The following is a 13,627-nucleotide window of genomic DNA, read 5'->3' as shown; positions in this document are numbered from 1 at the left end:
ACCGACGGGGCCGCGACCCCGATCGACCCGTCCGACCCCGCCGTGGCCCTCGCGGCGGCCCGGGCCCGGGAGAGCGAAGCTGTCCGGCGGCGGGCGAACGCCGCGCACACGCTGGCCGCCGGTAACGACGGCGACGTGGCGGTTCCCGCGCGTGCCCGGCGGATCGGGCGGATCGCCGTCGCGCTGACGGTCGTCGGCTGGACGCTGCACCTGGGGTCCGTCATCACTCGTGGCCTCGCGGCGGAGCGGGTGCCCTGGGGCAACATGTACGAGTTCTCGTCGATGATCTGTCTGATCGCGGTCACGACGTTTCTCGGCCTGATGATCCGGCAGCCGGTCCGGTGGCTGGGCGTCTTCGTCATGCTGCCGGTCGTGCTCTCGCTCGGTTTCGCCGGCACCGTGCTCTATGTCGCCGCGGGACCGCTGGTGCCCGCGCTCAACTCGTACTGGCTCAAGATCCATGTGGTCGGTGCGATCGTCGCCAGCGGGGTATTCCTGGTCTCCGCCGTGACCACGGTGTTGTTCCTCATCAAGGAGCGTTGGGAAAACCGGCTGGCCGAGGTCGCGGCCGGACGGGCTGACGCGAGCCGGGCCATGCAGCGCCGGGGCGGCATCGTCATGCGCCTGCCGTCGTCAACGGCGCTCGACACACTGTCCTACCGGGTCATCGCGTTCGCGTTCCCGATCTGGACCTTCGCGATCATTGCCGGGGCGATCTGGGCGGAGGCGGCATGGGGCCGCTACTGGGGGTGGGACCCCAAGGAGACGTGGTCGTTCATCACCTGGGTCTGCTACGCCGCCTACCTGCACGCCCGCGCGACGGCTGGATGGCGTGGGCGGCGGGCCGCGACGATCTCGCTGCTGGCCTTCAGCGCCCTGTTCGTGGACTACTACCTGGTGAATCTGATCATCTCGGGGCTGCACTCCTACGCCGGCATCTGACCCTCCCCGCGGCTGCTGGTCCCTGGTCCCGGTCTGGCCCCGTCGGGGAGAACGGGCGGGTTACCTGCAGCCTGCGGAGAACACCCCGCTCGGCCGCGTACCGGAACGACGGACCGCCGCTCGTCCCGGTGCGCGGAGCCGGTCAGCCGCGGGTTCGTGCCCCTGGATCCCCCGCGTCCAGGCGGCTCAGCCGTGGGACGACGACGGCGGCGGTCCGGCCTCGCCCTTGCGGATCCGGGCGGACAGTTCCCGCATGAAGTCCGGGTCGTCGTCGGGACCCTTCGGCCGGACGGCGGCCCGGCGGGTGCCCGTCCGTGCGCTGTACCGGTTGAAGCCGCCATCACGCCGGCTGTCGACGCCCCAGGACGATCGTTGCCCGAAGGCCGGGTGGTCGGAGACCGGCCGGCGCAGCGGTCGCTCGCCGGCGCTGTTCGCGCGAGGCCGACCGAAGAAGAACCATCCGGCGGTGCCGAAGATACCAAGGAAGATCACTGCTACGATCCACGCGAGTTTGGGCATGATCCGAACCTCCTCGGGGGGTGTCCCGAAGACATCGATGATCGCGTAAGCCCAAACACCAATGATCACAAACGTCAGCGCGAGGCCCAGCACCGGCCGGTCGCTCCTTCCTGCTTTTCTTGATCGTTATGTTCGTCGTGACCTGTCAGGTATGGAACATCCGATCCGCGGGCATCTAATCCCGACCCGTGGCGAAACCCCCGACCGTGGCGAAATCCCCGACCGTGGCGAAATCCCCGACCCGTGGCGACGTCACGGACGGGTGGCGTCACGGACGGGCGACCCCACCAGATGGGTCAGGCGAGCACGTACCGTCCGCTATGGCCTGCGGCGGACGTACATGTCGTGGTGATGGCCGGCCCGTGTACCTCTAGTGTGCCTTCCGCGCCGACTCCTCGTCCCTCCGGTCCGTTATCCGACGCGGTCGTGCCCGTGGCGTGACGTGTTGAACTGGGATCGTGACCACCTGTGGGCGGTCGGGCATCCACCCGTGGCGACTGCGAGGATGGAGGTCATGGCCTGGGCGGATCTGCGTGCGTTCCTTGCTCATCTCGAAAGGCGGAAGGATCTGCGCCGCGTCACCGTACCCGTCGACCCGCGTCTCGAGGTCACCGAGATCGTGACCCGGGTGGTACGGGAGCGCGGGCCGGCTCTGCTGTTCGAGTCCCCGGCCGGCGCCGACATGCCGCTGGCGATCAACGTGTTCGGCACCGAGGAGCGGATGGCTGCCGCGCTCGGCGTCGAGGCGCTGGACGACATCGGTGAACGGCTCGGCGCGCTGCTGCGCCCGCAGCTGCCGATCGGCCTGTCCGGGTTGCGCGAGGCGTTCGGCAAGGCGGCGTCGCTCGCCTCGATCCCGCCCCGCCGGGTCCGGACCGCGCCCTGCCAGGACGTCATTCTCAAGGGTCCGGACGTCGACCTGTTCCGGCTGCCGGGGGTGCACGCCTGGCCGAACGACGGCGGGGCCTTCCTCAACCTCGGTCTGACGCACACGAAGCACCCCGAGACCGGGGCGCGCAACCTCGGGATGTACCGGTTGCAACGCCACGACGCACGCACCGTCGGCATGCACTGGCAGATCCACAAGGACTCCAACGCGCATCACGCGGTCGCCGAGCGGCGTGGGGAGCGGCTGCCGGTCGCGATCGCGTTCGGGTGCGACCCGGCGGTCACCTACGCCGCGTCCGCGCCACTGCCCACCGACCTCGACGAGTACCTGTTCGCCGGTTACCTGCGCGGCGAGCGGGTGGAGATGATCGACTGCCTCTCCGTCCCGCTGCGGGTGCCCGCGAACGCACAAGTGGTGCTCGAGGGCTGGCTCGAGCCGGGGGAGCGGCTGCCCGAGGGGCCGTTCGGCGACCACACCGGCTTCTACACCCCCGTCGAACCGTTCCCGGCGCTGCACGTCGACGTGATGACGACGCAGCGTGACCCGGTGTTCCAGACGATCGTGGTCGGTCGGCCGCCGCAGGAGGACGGTCCGATGGGCAAGGCCACCGAACGGATCTTCCTGCCGCTGGTCAGGATGATGATCACCGAGATCGTCGATTATGACCTGCCTGAGGCGGGGGTGTTCCACAACTGCTGCATCGTCTCCATCGAGAAGCGTTATCCGAAGCACGCGCAGAAGGTGATGAACGCGGTCTGGGGGGCCGGGCTGCTGTCGTTGTCGAAGCTGATCGTGGTCGTCGACGCCGACTGCGACGTGCACGACTACCACGAGGTCGCCTGGCGCGCCTTCGGCAACGTCGACTATGCCCACGACCTGATCACGACCATCGGGCCGGTGGACCATCTCGACCACGCCGCCTACGAGCAGTTCTGGGGCGGCAAGGTTGGTGTGGACGCGACCCGCAAGCTACCGAGCGAGGGTTACCGGCGCAACGGCGGCTGGCCGGAGGAGATCGTCATGGACGAGGCGGTCCGCGAACGGGTCACCCGCCGATGGAAGGAGTATGGACTGTGACCGTCCTCCTTGTTCCTTGCCTATCCAGAGGGACAAAAAGGACGCTAGGGCCTCTGGATAGGCAAGGAACAAGGAGTGGTGATTGCGGTGAGTGACGCCGCGTGGGTGCCGGGCGCGTCGGAGCCGGTCGGGCGAGGGTCGGGAGCCGGCCCGGGACACGCCGCCGGCCGGGTACGGGCGTTCCTGCGGCTCGTCGTCATCGAGCACTCGGTCTTCGCGCTGCCGTTCGCCTACATCGCGGCGCTCGCCGCCTCGTTCGCGGATTCCCGGTCGGTGCACTGGTCGGACCTCGCCCTCGTCAGCGTGGCGATGGTCGCGGCCCGAACCTTCGCCATGGCCGCAAACCGGGTCATCGATCGCGCGATCGACGCCCGTAATCCGAGGACGGCGAACCGAGAGCTGGTCACCGGCGTGGTCTCGGTGCGCACGGCGGTCGTCGGCGCCGCGGTCGCGCTCGCCGTCTTCCTCACCGCCGCCGCGGCCCTGTCCTGGCTCTGCCTGCTGCTCGCGCCGGTCGCCGTCGCGCCGCTCGTCGTCTACCCCTACGCGAAACGGTTCACCGACTTCCCGCACGCCGTGCTCGGCATCGCCCAGGCGGTGGCCCCGGTCGGCGCGTGGATCGCGGTCACCGGCGAGTGGTCCTGGGCCGCACTGGTGCTCGGCCTCGCGGTCGGTAGCTGGATCGGCGGCTTCGACGTGATCTACGCCTGCCAGGATGCCGAGGTCGACCGGCGCATCGGCGTGCGTGCGGTGCCGGCCCGGTTCGGGGTGCGGGCCGCGCTCATTGGCTCCACGGTTACGCATATGATCACCTTTGCGTTGTTCATCGTCTACGGGCTGCTGGACAACGCTGGTGCGTGGTGGTGGGCCGGGCTCGTGCTGACGGCGGCGGCATTCTGCTATGAGCACGCCATTGTGTCCCCGAACGACCTGTCGCGGGTCAACCGGGCCTTCCTCACCGCGAACGGATTCGTCGGCATCGTCCTGTTCCTCTTCGCCGTCGTCGATCTCGCCAGCCGTGGCCTGGCCGTCTGAGCGTCGGATTCGTCATGGCCGATGTTTTCAGTGCCCCCGAGGAGGAGGCCGGACCGCGCCTGCCGTGGGTGGTCGGGGTGAGCGGCGCCAGTGGAACCCCCTACGCGGCCGCGGTGCTGCGTGGCCTGCTGGCCGCCCGGCTGCCAGTCGATCTGGTGCTGTCCCGCGCGGCCCGCCTGACCCTGCTCGATGAGACGGGCATCGCCTGGCGTGACTCCGCCTGGGCGAAAGCCCTGGTCACGTGGTTGTCCATGCCCCTGGGCGGGGTGTCACCTCCAGAGGGTGTGTCGGCGCGGCGGGCCGATCGTGACGCGCTGGCCGATACGGTGTCCACCCTCGTCGAGGTACATGCCCCGGGTGATCTGGGGGCGCCGACGAGCAGCGGTTCGTACCCGACCCGCGGGATGATCGTCGTCCCGGCGAGCACGGCCTGCCTAGCCGGCATCACCCTGGGATTGTCCAAGGATCTGTTGCAGCGGTCGGCGGATGTCACGCTCAAGGAAGGCCGCCGTCTGATCGTCGTCCCGCGGGAGATGCCCTACACCCGCGCGACGCTGCGCCACATGTTGGACCTGCACGACGCCGGGGCGGTGGTGGCCGCGGCGAGCCCGGGATTTTACGCGGGCGTACGGACGGCCGGCGATCTCGTCGACTTCGTGGCCGGGCGGGTGCTCGACGCCGCCGACGTGCCGCACACGCTCTTCCGGCGTTGGACCGGCGAGCTCGGCGGCGCCCGCTGTGACCTGCCGGGCCGCCGTGACCTGGCGGACGTCGAGGCGGCGCCACCGGCCGGGTGACGCCTGTTCCCCCTGGCGCAGGCCCCGCCCGGACAGGCACAGTTGTCGGGAACAGGCCCCGACCGGGGCCGCGGTGCCGGCGGGATGAGGACGATATGGCCACGGGTGGGCGCGGACCGGTGAGGAACCGGGGCCGCGGAACCGGCGGGGTGGACGGGGCCACGGCACGCAGACCCGCCTCGGCGGGGGGCCGCGGCGCCTCGGCGCGGCCGGGTCGTCCCACTCGCGCCGAGCGGCCCGCGCCGCAGGACGTGAACCTGCGTGCGCAACTGCCGTACTTCCTGACCCGCGTCGTCGCCCTCGCCGTGATCACCGTAATCCTGGTGACCGTGGGGCTGAACCTGCTGATGGCGCTGCTCATTGGGTTCGCCGTCGCCGGACTGCTGACCTGGCCGCTCGGGCGGATGCAGCGCAGGGCCGCACAGCGGGCCGCTCAGCGCCCGGATGCCGGGAACACCGGGAACGGCGGGAACACCGGGAACGGCGGGTAGCCGCGAGTAATCCGGATGCCCCGCCGGATCGCGGGGCGGCTGTGACCGGGTAGCTGTGCTCGCCTCCGAGGACGCTGAGAGCTGCGGGCTAGGCTAGAAGGCATGGATGCTGGGCTCAAGCGGGAGATCGAGGCCAAGGTTTCCGTCGGCGAGAGGCTGAGCCGTGCCGACGGGGAGGCGCTGTACGCCAGCGACGACCTCGTCTGGTTGGGCGGTCTCGCCCACGAGGTTCGTACCAGAAAGAACGGCGACAAGACCTTTTTCAACGTCAACCGGCATCTGAACCTGACGAACGTCTGCTCGGCGTCCTGCGCGTACTGCTCGTTCCAGCGCAAGCCCGGTGAGTCCGATGCTTACACCATGCGCATCGAGGAAGCTGTCCGGCTGGCGAAGGAGATGGAGCCGGCCGGGATCACCGAGCTGCACATCGTCAACGGTCTGCATCCGACGCTGCCCTGGCGCTACTATCCGCGCTCGCTGCGGGAGCTAGGCAAGGCGCTGCCCGGCGTCGCGTTGAAGGCGTTCACCGCTACCGAGATCCACTGGTTCGAGAAGATCAGCGGCCTGTCCGCCGACGAGATTCTCGACGAGCTCATCGATGCGGGACTCGAGTCGCTCACCGGCGGCGGTGCGGAGATCTTCGACTGGGAGGTCCGCCAGAAGATCGTCGGTCACGAGACGCACTGGGAGGATTGGTCGCGCATCCACCGGCTCGCCCACGCCAAGGGCCTGCGCACCCCGTGCACGATGCTGTACGGGCACATTGAGGAGCCCCGGCACCGGGTGGACCACGTGCTGCGGCTGCGTGAGCTGCAGGATTCCACGGGCGGGTTCACGGTCTTCATCCCGCTGCGCTTCCAGCACGACGCCGCCGGTGACCCGCGCAACCGGTTGATGAACCAGCCGATGGCGACGGGGGTCGAGGCGTTGAAGACGTTTGCCGTCTCCCGGCTGCTGTTCGACAACGTGGATCACATCAAGTGCTTCTGGGTGATGCACGGCCTCACCACGGCGCAGCTCGCGTTGAACTTCGGCGCTGACGACCTCGACGGTTCCGTTGTCGAGTACAAGATCACGCACGATGCGGACCGGTTCGGGACGCCGCACACCATGACCCGCGAGGATCTGCTCGCAATCATCCGCGACGCCGGCTTCCGCCCGGTCGAGCGGGACACCCGCTACCGGGAGATCCGTGTCTACGACGGTCCCGACCCGGCTCGGCGTGACGTCCCGACCTCGATCGACGCCTGACCGGTGGACCGGATGGGCACCGGGGACGGGCCGGGGCCGGCCCGCGGATCCGAGGAGTCGCCGGCGCCCGGGAGTCCCGGGCCTGTCCGGCCCCCCGGAGCGCCCGGCATCGGATCGATCTTTGTGCTTGCCTTCCTGGTGATCCTGTTTCCGGGGGTGGCCGGGTACGTGGTGCTCGACTGGATCGGTCTGCCGATCGGCGCCGCCGGCCTGCTGGGTCTGTTCGTCGTCTTCCTGGGGCTGGGCTTCTTCCCGACCGTGCTGCGCCGGCTTGGCTGGGTGCCGACGAAGAGACGGAGGACGTGATGGTGCAACCGCGTAGGCGGCTGGTTCCGTGGCTACAGCGGCTTCCGTGGCCACAGCGGGTTTCGTGGCCACAGGGGGCGATGCCTGACTCGCCGACCGGATCGGGCCAGGCGGGCGAGCGCGGCCTGCTTGGCATCAACCTGCGGTACTTCGCGGTACGCGTGCTGCTCTTCGGAGCGGTGCTGGCCGTGGTCCTGCTGCTGGGGGTGAGCGGGCTGCTGGCCTTCGCCCTGGCCGTGGTGTTCAGCGGGCTGCTCAGCTATCCCCTGGCGTTGCGCCAGCGCCGCGTGGTCATCGAGGTCATGGAGGAGCGCCGGGGCGGACGGCGTTGACCGGAGCCGGAGCGGACAACGATGGCGATACCCAGGCCCGTCCCCGGGTGGGGCACATCCAGTTTCTGAACTGCCTGCCGCTGTACTGGGGACTGGTCCACTCCGGTGCTCTGCTCGACATCGAGCTGACGAAGGACACCCCGGACCGGCTGAACGACGCGCTGGTCGCCGGCGATCTCGATATCGGTCCGATCAGCCTGGTGGAGTACCTCCGGCATGCCGACGAGCTCGTCGTGCTGCCCGACCTCGCGGTCGGCTCCGACGGTCCGGTCCTGTCCGTCGTGCTGGGCACGGCGGCGCCGCTCATGGAGATCCGGACCGTCGCGCTCGGCTCGACGTCCAGGACCAGCGTGCTGCTCGCCCGGATGTTGCTGGAGGATCGCTACGGCCTGCGACCGGAGTATGTGACGATGCCGCCGGACCTGCCGTCGATGCTGCGGGAGGCGGATGCCGCAGTGATCATCGGTGATGCCGCGCTACGGGCGACCTACGATGCCGAGCGGGGCGGTCCGGACCATCCTCTCCGGCTCGTCGATCTCGGTGCCGCCTGGCGGGAGTGGACCGGCCTGCCCATGGTGTTCGCCGTGTGGGCCGCCCGACGGTCCTTCGCCGAACGCCGTCCCGGGGTGGTCAAGGAGGTGCACGGCGCGTTCCGCTCCGGACTCGACCTGGCGCTGCGTGATGTGGACGAGGTCGCGGCGCGGGCGGCCCGTTTTGAGGTGTTCGACCCGGGCACGCTGGCCCGGTATTTCACCACTCTCGACTTTCGGCTCGGTGCGCGCCAGCAGGCGGGGATTATCGCCTTCGCCGGGCGTGCCGCGCGGCGAGGTGATGTTCCGGCGCTGCGCGCACTGCGTTTCGCGGACGTCTGACCGCCGCTCAGACCGGTGGTCGGAACGCGTGAGAGATACTGGTCGGCGGAATCGGAACCGCTCGGCGCGTACTCGCCGTGGCGAAGCGCGCGATACGTCCCTTTACCAGCGCGACCAACCGGGGCGGGGTGGCTCGCCCGCCCGGCGCGATCAGCATCTCGTCGAGCGTCTCGCCACCGGCGTCATCCCCGCCGGCCAGAGCATACCTTGGATCGCTGGGTTCACCTGGCGGCCCGGACCGTGGGTCCGGTGGCACGGGGGCCCCGAGGCCGTCGCCGGACGCGATGCCGGGTTCGGTGCCGGGTTCGCTGCCGGGTTCGCTGCCCTCGCAGGCCTGCCGGGCGGCCGCGTCGATGAGGCTGTTGACCGCGAGGGTCCAGGCCCGTAGTCCTTCCTGACCGGTCAGCTCGGTGAACACCGCCGCCTCGAGGCAGCAGGTGCTGGCTCCCGCGAGCTCGTCCACGTCCAACAGGGAGATGGCGAGCAGCCCGGCCAGGTGACCCGCGAGCATGAACAGCCGGAACTGCTGGTGCGGCAGCATGGGCGTGTGCAGCAGGTTGTCGACGACGTTCTGCTGCTCCAGCACCTGGGCGGTGACGTCCTGTGGATCGAGCCGGTCGGCCTTGGCGATCAGATCGGCCACCAACCGATCGAGGTAGTCCAGTTCGGTGTCCGACCGGCGGTGGTCGAGCAGATCCGAAACCCGGCGGCGGGACTCCCGCTCCGGATCGGGCTGGCGACGCAGGCGTTCTGCCCGGGCGGCGACGGCTGCCTCACGCAGGTCGATGAGGGCGCCCCCGGCCTCCAGCGCCGCGTCGACTGCGGCGATCACCGGCCGGGAGGGGATGCCTCGGCTGGGCTGTTCGAGCTGACCGATGTACTGGCGGCTGTAGCCGGTGCGTCGGGCGAGCTCCTCCCGAGAGAGGACACGTTCACAGCGCCGCCGTCGGACCTCAGCGGGTAGCAGGTCTTCGGCGGTCGCTGCATCGTGCCGGCCTCGGCTCCGTTGCCGCATCTGTGACGTCCTTCCGCGTGGCAAGGTCCCGCCTCCCGAGGAGGGAAGCTCAGCAGTCGTGTGCTGTCTCTGCTCGCCCGCCTGACGGTCGCCCGCCCGATGGCCAGTAGAGAGTCACCGATAGTGATCAGATTACTCCAGGCCGCACCCTAGTAAACTAGAGGTCAAAAGTCCCATACACATCCAGTTTCACTGATTACTCTCAGTTGTCAAACGGCAGGCGAAGTCGATCGGCATCGCGCTTCGTGGTCGGCCGATCGATCGCCGTGTGGAAGTCGCCCGTCATACCGCACCTCCGTCGAGACATTATGCCGACCTTCTTGGGTTATTGTTGGGAAACGCGAGTGTTGCCACGGAAGTGTTGGCGGAAAGCGGCGGAATCGCCGAGGGCTCGTCCGGACGGGCTATTCCCGCATGGTGTGCTATCGCGGCCGCGTCCAGGCTGCGGTGCTTCGCGACGGTCTGCGGGTATCGGCCTGATGGCCAACGTGGGTCATCCTCGGAAACCATCCTGAATGACGATGCGCGGGGTCGGGCGGGGCGCGTACAAAAGAATGGTGGATACCGGCCGTTCGGTGGATGCCGACACCGTCGGGCTCGTCGGGGAGAAGGCCGTCGGCCTGGTCGGCGGTTCCGCTGTGGGCCGTGGTTCCGCTCCGGCGGAGCAGGTGCCTCCGCCCGCTCCACGGCGCGTAGTCGTCGTCGACGACGCGGACGGGGTGCGCGACCTATTGTGCCTGTTGCTGGAGACCGAACCCGACTTCGTGATCGTCGGCGCCGCGTCCAACGGCGCGGAGGCGATCGACGAGGTCGTCCGCACCGAGCCGGACCTCGTGCTGCTCGACCTGGCCATGCCGGTCCTCGACGGCATCGCCGCCCTGCCGCGGATCCGGCGGGTCGTGCCGCGGGCCACGGTGGTGATCTTCACGGGATTCTCCGAGGATGCGTTGCTCGACCAGGTGCTGGAACTCGGCGCGGACGGCCTGCTGGAGAAGGGGCTGGCCACCGGTCCGCTGGTGGAGCAGCTCCGGCGGCTGTGCGCCGCCCACCGGACGATCTGAGCGATCTCGTGACCGGCGGGATTGTTCATTTTCTCCGCTGCCATGACGGCCATGGCGGACGGTCTCGGGGCTGGTCGTCCGGTTTGTTGCAGTTTGGAGCAGGGCGGCGGGTCGAAGTAGGCCGGACAGTGCCCCGACTTGCCCATCAGCCGTACTTCTGTGGAAACATGGGCTCGTGACTACGTGCGCCCTCGCTGGTGGGGTGCCGGTTGGGCAGGCGTCAGGCCTTCCGCTTGACGTCTCCCGTCGGCGCCGGGCTGCGTCGTCCCCCGCGGTGCCGTGCCTGGTGATTGAGCCGATGCTCGTCGCCCGTCTGCACGTCGACCTGCTGCGGGTCTCCAGCGCCGGCTGTCGCCGCTCCCGCTGACGTCTCCGTTCGTGGCGCCCGCTGCCGGCGCCGCGACTTCCTTGCGCACCGAGAGATCTCATGACTTCTCCTGCTCGTCCTGCCCGGTCCGCGCGCCCGTCCCGACCCAAGGGAACGGGCCAGTGGGCGTTGGGATATTCCGAGCCGCTCAACGCGAACGAGCGGATGAAGAAGGACCAAGGCGGCCTGGAGGTGCGGGACCGCATCCTCAACCTCTACCCGCGTACCGGTTTCGACGGGATCGATCCCCAGGACCTGCGGGGCCGGTTCCGGTGGTGGGGTCTGTACACCCAGCGCCGGCAGGGGATCAGCGGCGGGCGGACGGCGATCCTCGAACCCGAGGAACTGGACGACTCCTACTTCATGCAGCGCATCCGACTCGACGGCGGCCGGATGACTTCGGATCAGCTCCGGGTGATCGCCGACGTCTCCACCCGCTACGGCCGGGACGTCGCCGATGTCACCGACCGGCAGAACATCCAACTCCACTGGATCCGGATCGAGGATGTGCCGGCGATCTGGGCGGCACTGGAGAACGCCGGCATGACCACCGCCGAGGCCTGTGGCGACACCCCCCGGGTGATCCTCGGTTGCCCGCTCGCCGGGGTCGACGGTGACGAGATCATCGACGGGAGCGAGGCGATCGACGAGGTCGTCCGCCGGTTCATCGGCGACCCTACGCTGGCCAACCTGCCCCGTAAGTTCAAAAGCGCCATCTCCGGCTGCGCCGACCACTGCACGTTGCACGAGATCAACGACATCGCGTTCGTCGGGGTCATCCATCCGGAACTGGGAGCCGGCTATGATCTGTGGGTCGGTGGCGGTCTGTCGACGAACCCGCGGCTCGGCGTGCGGCTGGGCGCGTTCGTGCCGCCGGCGCGGGTTGCCGAGGTCTGGCACGGCGTCGTGTCGCTGTTCCGAGACTACGGTTACCGCCGGCTGCGCACCCGCGCCCGGTTGAAGTTCCTGGTCGCGGACATGGGCGCCGAATGGGTGCGCGCGACCCTGGAGAAGGAGTACCTGGCTTCGGCGCTGCCTGACGGCCCGGCGCCGGCCCCGCCGCGCAGCGAGGGGCGCGACCACATCGGGGTGCACCGCCAGCGCGACGGCCGCAACGCCGTGGGGTTCGCACCGCGGGCGGGTCGGCTCAGCGGGACCACGCTGACCGCGGTGGCGGACCTCGCCGATCGGTTCGGGCAGGGCCGCATCCGCGCCACGACGACGCAGAAGCTCGTCATCCTCGATGTCGCCGACGCGGGCGTCGACGCGCTGGAGGCCGAACTCGGTGCGCTCGACCTGGTGGTCCGCCCAAGCGTGTTCCGGCGCGGCACGATGGCCTGCACCGGTATCGAGTTCTGCAAGCTGGCGATCGTCGAGACCAAGGGCCGGGCCCGCGACCTCATCGACGAGCTCGAACGCCGGCTGCCCGACTTCGACGAGCCGATCGGGATCAACGTCAACGGCTGCCCCAACGCCTGCGCCCGCTTCCAGGTCGCAGACATCGGGCTCAAGGGTTCCCTGGTACCGGACGACGCCACCGGTGAGATGGTCGAGGGCTTCCAGGTCCACCTCGGCGGGCACCTGGGTACCAGGTCGCGGCTGGGCCGCAAGTCGCGTGGTCTGAAGGTGACCGCCGACGGCCTCGTCGACTACGTCGTCGCGGTGCTGGAGACCTACCGGGCGGGCCGGACCGCGGGGGAGAGCTTCGCGGACTGGGCGGAGCGGGCCGACGAGGCCCAGCTGACGGCGCTCGGTGCCGCTGATGGCTAGCGGTGAGCGGGTGGTGCCCTTCTACTGCCCGTACTGCGGCGAGGAGGACATCGTCCCGGACACGCCGCCGGAGGGCTCCGGCGCGGGACCTGGCCACGGGTACTGGGCGTGCCGATCCTGCCTGCGGGGCTTCCGGCTGAGTCTGACGGCCCTCGCGGCCGCCGGAGCCGGGTTGCGTGACGACGAGGAGACGAGCTGATGGATGCCGCGTTGCAGGCCCGGGCGCTGCGGGCCGGGGACGATCTCGAGGGTGCGCCGGCGGAGGAGATCCTGTGCTGGGCGGTCGAGGAATTCGGGACGAAGCTGGCGATCGCCGCCTCAATGGCTGAGACGATCCTCGTGGACATGCTCGCCCGGATCCGGTCCGACGTCCCCGTGGTTTTCATCGACACTGGTTATCACTTCCCCGAGACCGTCGGTACCCGGGACGCGGTGGCCGGAATCTACGACCTGCCGATCATCAGCGCCCGTCCGCAGCTCACCGTCGTCGGCCAGGACGCCGTCTACGGTCAGGACCTCTACCGGACCGACCCGGACCTGTGCTGCCGGATGCGCAAGGTCGTTCCGCTGGATCGGGCCCTGGCTCCCTACCGTGCCTGGGCCGCGGGGTCGCGGCGGGCGGAGTCGCCCAGCCGGGCGAAGCTCCGGGTCGTCGACTGGGACGCCAGACGGGGCAAGGTGAAGATCCACCCGCTCGCGGCCTGGACCGACGAGGACGTCGAACGCTACGTGGCCGAGCACGGCGTCATCGTCAACCCGCTCCTCTCCGACGGTTACGACTCGGTTGGCTGCTGGCCGTGCACCCGGCGGGGCGCCGGCCGGGAGGGCCGGTGGGCCGATTCGATCAAGACGGAGTGTGGTATCCACTGACCTCCTCGGGCCTGCCGGCTGCCAGTGTTCGAA

At 69.6% G+C, this 13,627-nt stretch carries 16 protein-coding genes; 14 read left to right on the top strand and 2 right to left on the bottom strand.

All coding sequences use genetic code 11. The annotated features are described in order from the left end of the window. The coding region (gene ccsB / locus AC08OU_RS06900; RefSeq protein WP_476604512.1) for a c-type cytochrome biogenesis protein CcsB at positions 1 to 942 on the top strand (942 nt) is incomplete at its 5' end. Positions 943 to 1,128: 186 nt separating this feature from the next. On the opposite strand, the gene AC08OU_RS06895 is transcribed toward ccsB, so the two are convergent. Continuing rightward, positions 1,129 to 1,554, bottom strand: coding sequence for a PLD nuclease N-terminal domain-containing protein (locus AC08OU_RS06895; RefSeq protein ID WP_462202621.1), 426 nt, complete (start codon positions 1,552 to 1,554; stop codon positions 1,129 to 1,131). 421 nt (positions 1,555 to 1,975) lie between these two features. Between AC08OU_RS06895 and AC08OU_RS06890 the strand changes: the two genes are divergently transcribed. The 8 genes from AC08OU_RS06890 (at position 1,976) to AC08OU_RS06855 (ending at position 8,511) form a co-directional block, all read left to right on the top strand. Then, positions 1,976 to 3,427 (top strand): menaquinone biosynthesis decarboxylase, encoded by a 1,452-nt coding sequence (locus AC08OU_RS06890; protein WP_476599827.1) that lies wholly within the window; start codon positions 1,976 to 1,978, stop codon positions 3,425 to 3,427. An 87-nt stretch (positions 3,428 to 3,514) separates the two neighbouring features. Beyond that, on the top strand, positions 3,515 to 4,462 hold the full coding sequence (mqnP, locus tag AC08OU_RS06885) for a menaquinone biosynthesis prenyltransferase MqnP (protein ID WP_476592506.1): 948 nt from the start codon (positions 3,515 to 3,517) through the stop codon (positions 4,460 to 4,462). A gap of 14 nt (positions 4,463 to 4,476) precedes the next feature. Further along, positions 4,477 to 5,259, top strand: coding sequence for a UbiX family flavin prenyltransferase (locus AC08OU_RS06880; protein WP_476604511.1), 783 nt, complete (start codon positions 4,477 to 4,479; stop codon positions 5,257 to 5,259). A gap of 95 nt (positions 5,260 to 5,354) precedes the next feature. Continuing rightward, a complete protein-coding gene (locus AC08OU_RS06875; RefSeq protein WP_476599823.1) occupies positions 5,355 to 5,750 on the top strand; it encodes a hypothetical protein in 396 nt (131 codons plus the stop codon). 102 nt (positions 5,751 to 5,852) lie between these two features. Next, the gene (gene mqnE / locus AC08OU_RS06870; RefSeq protein ID WP_462185634.1) at positions 5,853 to 7,001 is read left to right on the top strand and encodes an aminofutalosine synthase MqnE; all 1,149 of its coding nucleotides are present in this window, start codon (positions 5,853 to 5,855) and stop codon (positions 6,999 to 7,001) included. A gap of 12 nt (positions 7,002 to 7,013) precedes the next feature. Beyond that, entirely contained in the window at positions 7,014 to 7,307 is a 294-nt protein-coding gene (locus AC08OU_RS06865; RefSeq protein WP_462185635.1) for a hypothetical protein, read from the top strand. 80 nt (positions 7,308 to 7,387) lie between these two features. Then, the gene (locus AC08OU_RS06860; RefSeq protein WP_462185636.1) at positions 7,388 to 7,639 is read left to right on the top strand and encodes a hypothetical protein; all 252 of its coding nucleotides are present in this window, start codon (positions 7,388 to 7,390) and stop codon (positions 7,637 to 7,639) included. Then, the gene (locus AC08OU_RS06855; protein WP_476599821.1) at positions 7,636 to 8,511 is read left to right on the top strand and encodes a menaquinone biosynthetic enzyme MqnA/MqnD family protein; all 876 of its coding nucleotides are present in this window, start codon (positions 7,636 to 7,638) and stop codon (positions 8,509 to 8,511) included. The genes AC08OU_RS06860 and AC08OU_RS06855 overlap by 4 nt, the downstream gene beginning before the upstream one ends. Before the next feature lie 7 nt (positions 8,512 to 8,518). Here AC08OU_RS06855 and AC08OU_RS06850 read toward each other — a convergent pair whose 3' ends face one another. After that, entirely contained in the window at positions 8,519 to 9,526 is a 1,008-nt protein-coding gene (locus AC08OU_RS06850; protein ID WP_476604510.1) for a helix-turn-helix domain-containing protein, read from the bottom strand. Positions 9,527 to 10,041: 515 nt separating this feature from the next. Here AC08OU_RS06850 and AC08OU_RS06845 point away from each other — a divergent pair. From AC08OU_RS06845 to AC08OU_RS06825, 5 genes are all read left to right on the top strand, one after another. Then, positions 10,042 to 10,587 carry a response regulator gene (locus AC08OU_RS06845; protein WP_476604509.1) on the top strand — a complete coding sequence of 182 codons (546 nt, stop codon included), beginning with the start codon at positions 10,042 to 10,044 and terminating at the stop codon, positions 10,585 to 10,587. 175 nt (positions 10,588 to 10,762) lie between these two features. Beyond that, positions 10,763 to 10,954 (top strand): putative leader peptide, encoded by a 192-nt coding sequence (locus tag AC08OU_RS06840; RefSeq protein WP_462202617.1) that lies wholly within the window; start codon positions 10,763 to 10,765, stop codon positions 10,952 to 10,954. Positions 10,955 to 11,014: 60 nt separating this feature from the next. Further along, positions 11,015 to 12,724, top strand: coding sequence for a nitrite/sulfite reductase (locus tag AC08OU_RS06835; RefSeq protein ID WP_462185640.1), 1,710 nt, complete (start codon positions 11,015 to 11,017; stop codon positions 12,722 to 12,724). After that, positions 12,717 to 12,923: a transposase gene (locus AC08OU_RS06830; protein ID WP_462185641.1), complete on the top strand. Its 207-nt coding sequence runs from the start codon at positions 12,717 to 12,719 to the stop codon at positions 12,921 to 12,923. The genes AC08OU_RS06835 and AC08OU_RS06830 overlap by 8 nt, the downstream gene beginning before the upstream one ends. Further along, complete coding sequence (locus AC08OU_RS06825; RefSeq protein WP_476599815.1) at positions 12,923 to 13,594, top strand: phosphoadenylyl-sulfate reductase; 672 nt, start codon at positions 12,923 to 12,925, stop codon at positions 13,592 to 13,594. The genes AC08OU_RS06830 and AC08OU_RS06825 overlap by 1 nt, the downstream gene beginning before the upstream one ends. The last annotated feature ends 33 nt before the right edge of the window (positions 13,595 to 13,627 follow it).

It is taken from the genome of Frankia sp. CcMO1 (assembly GCF_977945845.1).
This window is presented reverse-complemented; position numbering and strand designations above follow the sequence as displayed.

Excerpts from the sequence above, each read along its gene's own strand:
- AC08OU_RS06875 (WP_476599823.1), top strand. The coding sequence starts at position 5,355 with ATGGCCACGGGTGGGCGCGGACCGGTGAGGAACCGGGGCCGCGGAACC.
- AC08OU_RS06835 (WP_462185640.1), top strand. The coding sequence starts at position 11,015 with ATGACTTCTCCTGCTCGTCCTGCCCGGTCCGCGCGCCCGTCCCGACCC.
- AC08OU_RS06830 (WP_462185641.1), top strand. The coding sequence starts at position 12,717 with ATGGCTAGCGGTGAGCGGGTGGTGCCCTTCTACTGCCCGTACTGCGGC.
- AC08OU_RS06845 (WP_476604509.1), top strand. The coding sequence starts at position 10,042 with ATGACGATGCGCGGGGTCGGGCGGGGCGCGTACAAAAGAATGGTGGAT.
- AC08OU_RS06825 (WP_476599815.1), top strand. The coding sequence starts at position 12,923 with ATGGATGCCGCGTTGCAGGCCCGGGCGCTGCGGGCCGGGGACGATCTC.
- mqnE (WP_462185634.1), top strand. The coding sequence starts at position 5,853 with ATGGATGCTGGGCTCAAGCGGGAGATCGAGGCCAAGGTTTCCGTCGGC.
- AC08OU_RS06860 (WP_462185636.1), top strand. The coding sequence starts at position 7,388 with ATGCCTGACTCGCCGACCGGATCGGGCCAGGCGGGCGAGCGCGGCCTG.
- AC08OU_RS06865 (WP_462185635.1), top strand. The coding sequence starts at position 7,014 with ATGGGCACCGGGGACGGGCCGGGGCCGGCCCGCGGATCCGAGGAGTCG.
- AC08OU_RS06850 (WP_476604510.1), bottom strand. The coding sequence starts at position 9,526 with ATGCGGCAACGGAGCCGAGGCCGGCACGATGCAGCGACCGCCGAAGAC.
- AC08OU_RS06880 (WP_476604511.1), top strand. The coding sequence starts at position 4,477 with ATGGCCGATGTTTTCAGTGCCCCCGAGGAGGAGGCCGGACCGCGCCTG.
- AC08OU_RS06890 (WP_476599827.1), top strand. The coding sequence starts at position 1,976 with ATGGCCTGGGCGGATCTGCGTGCGTTCCTTGCTCATCTCGAAAGGCGG.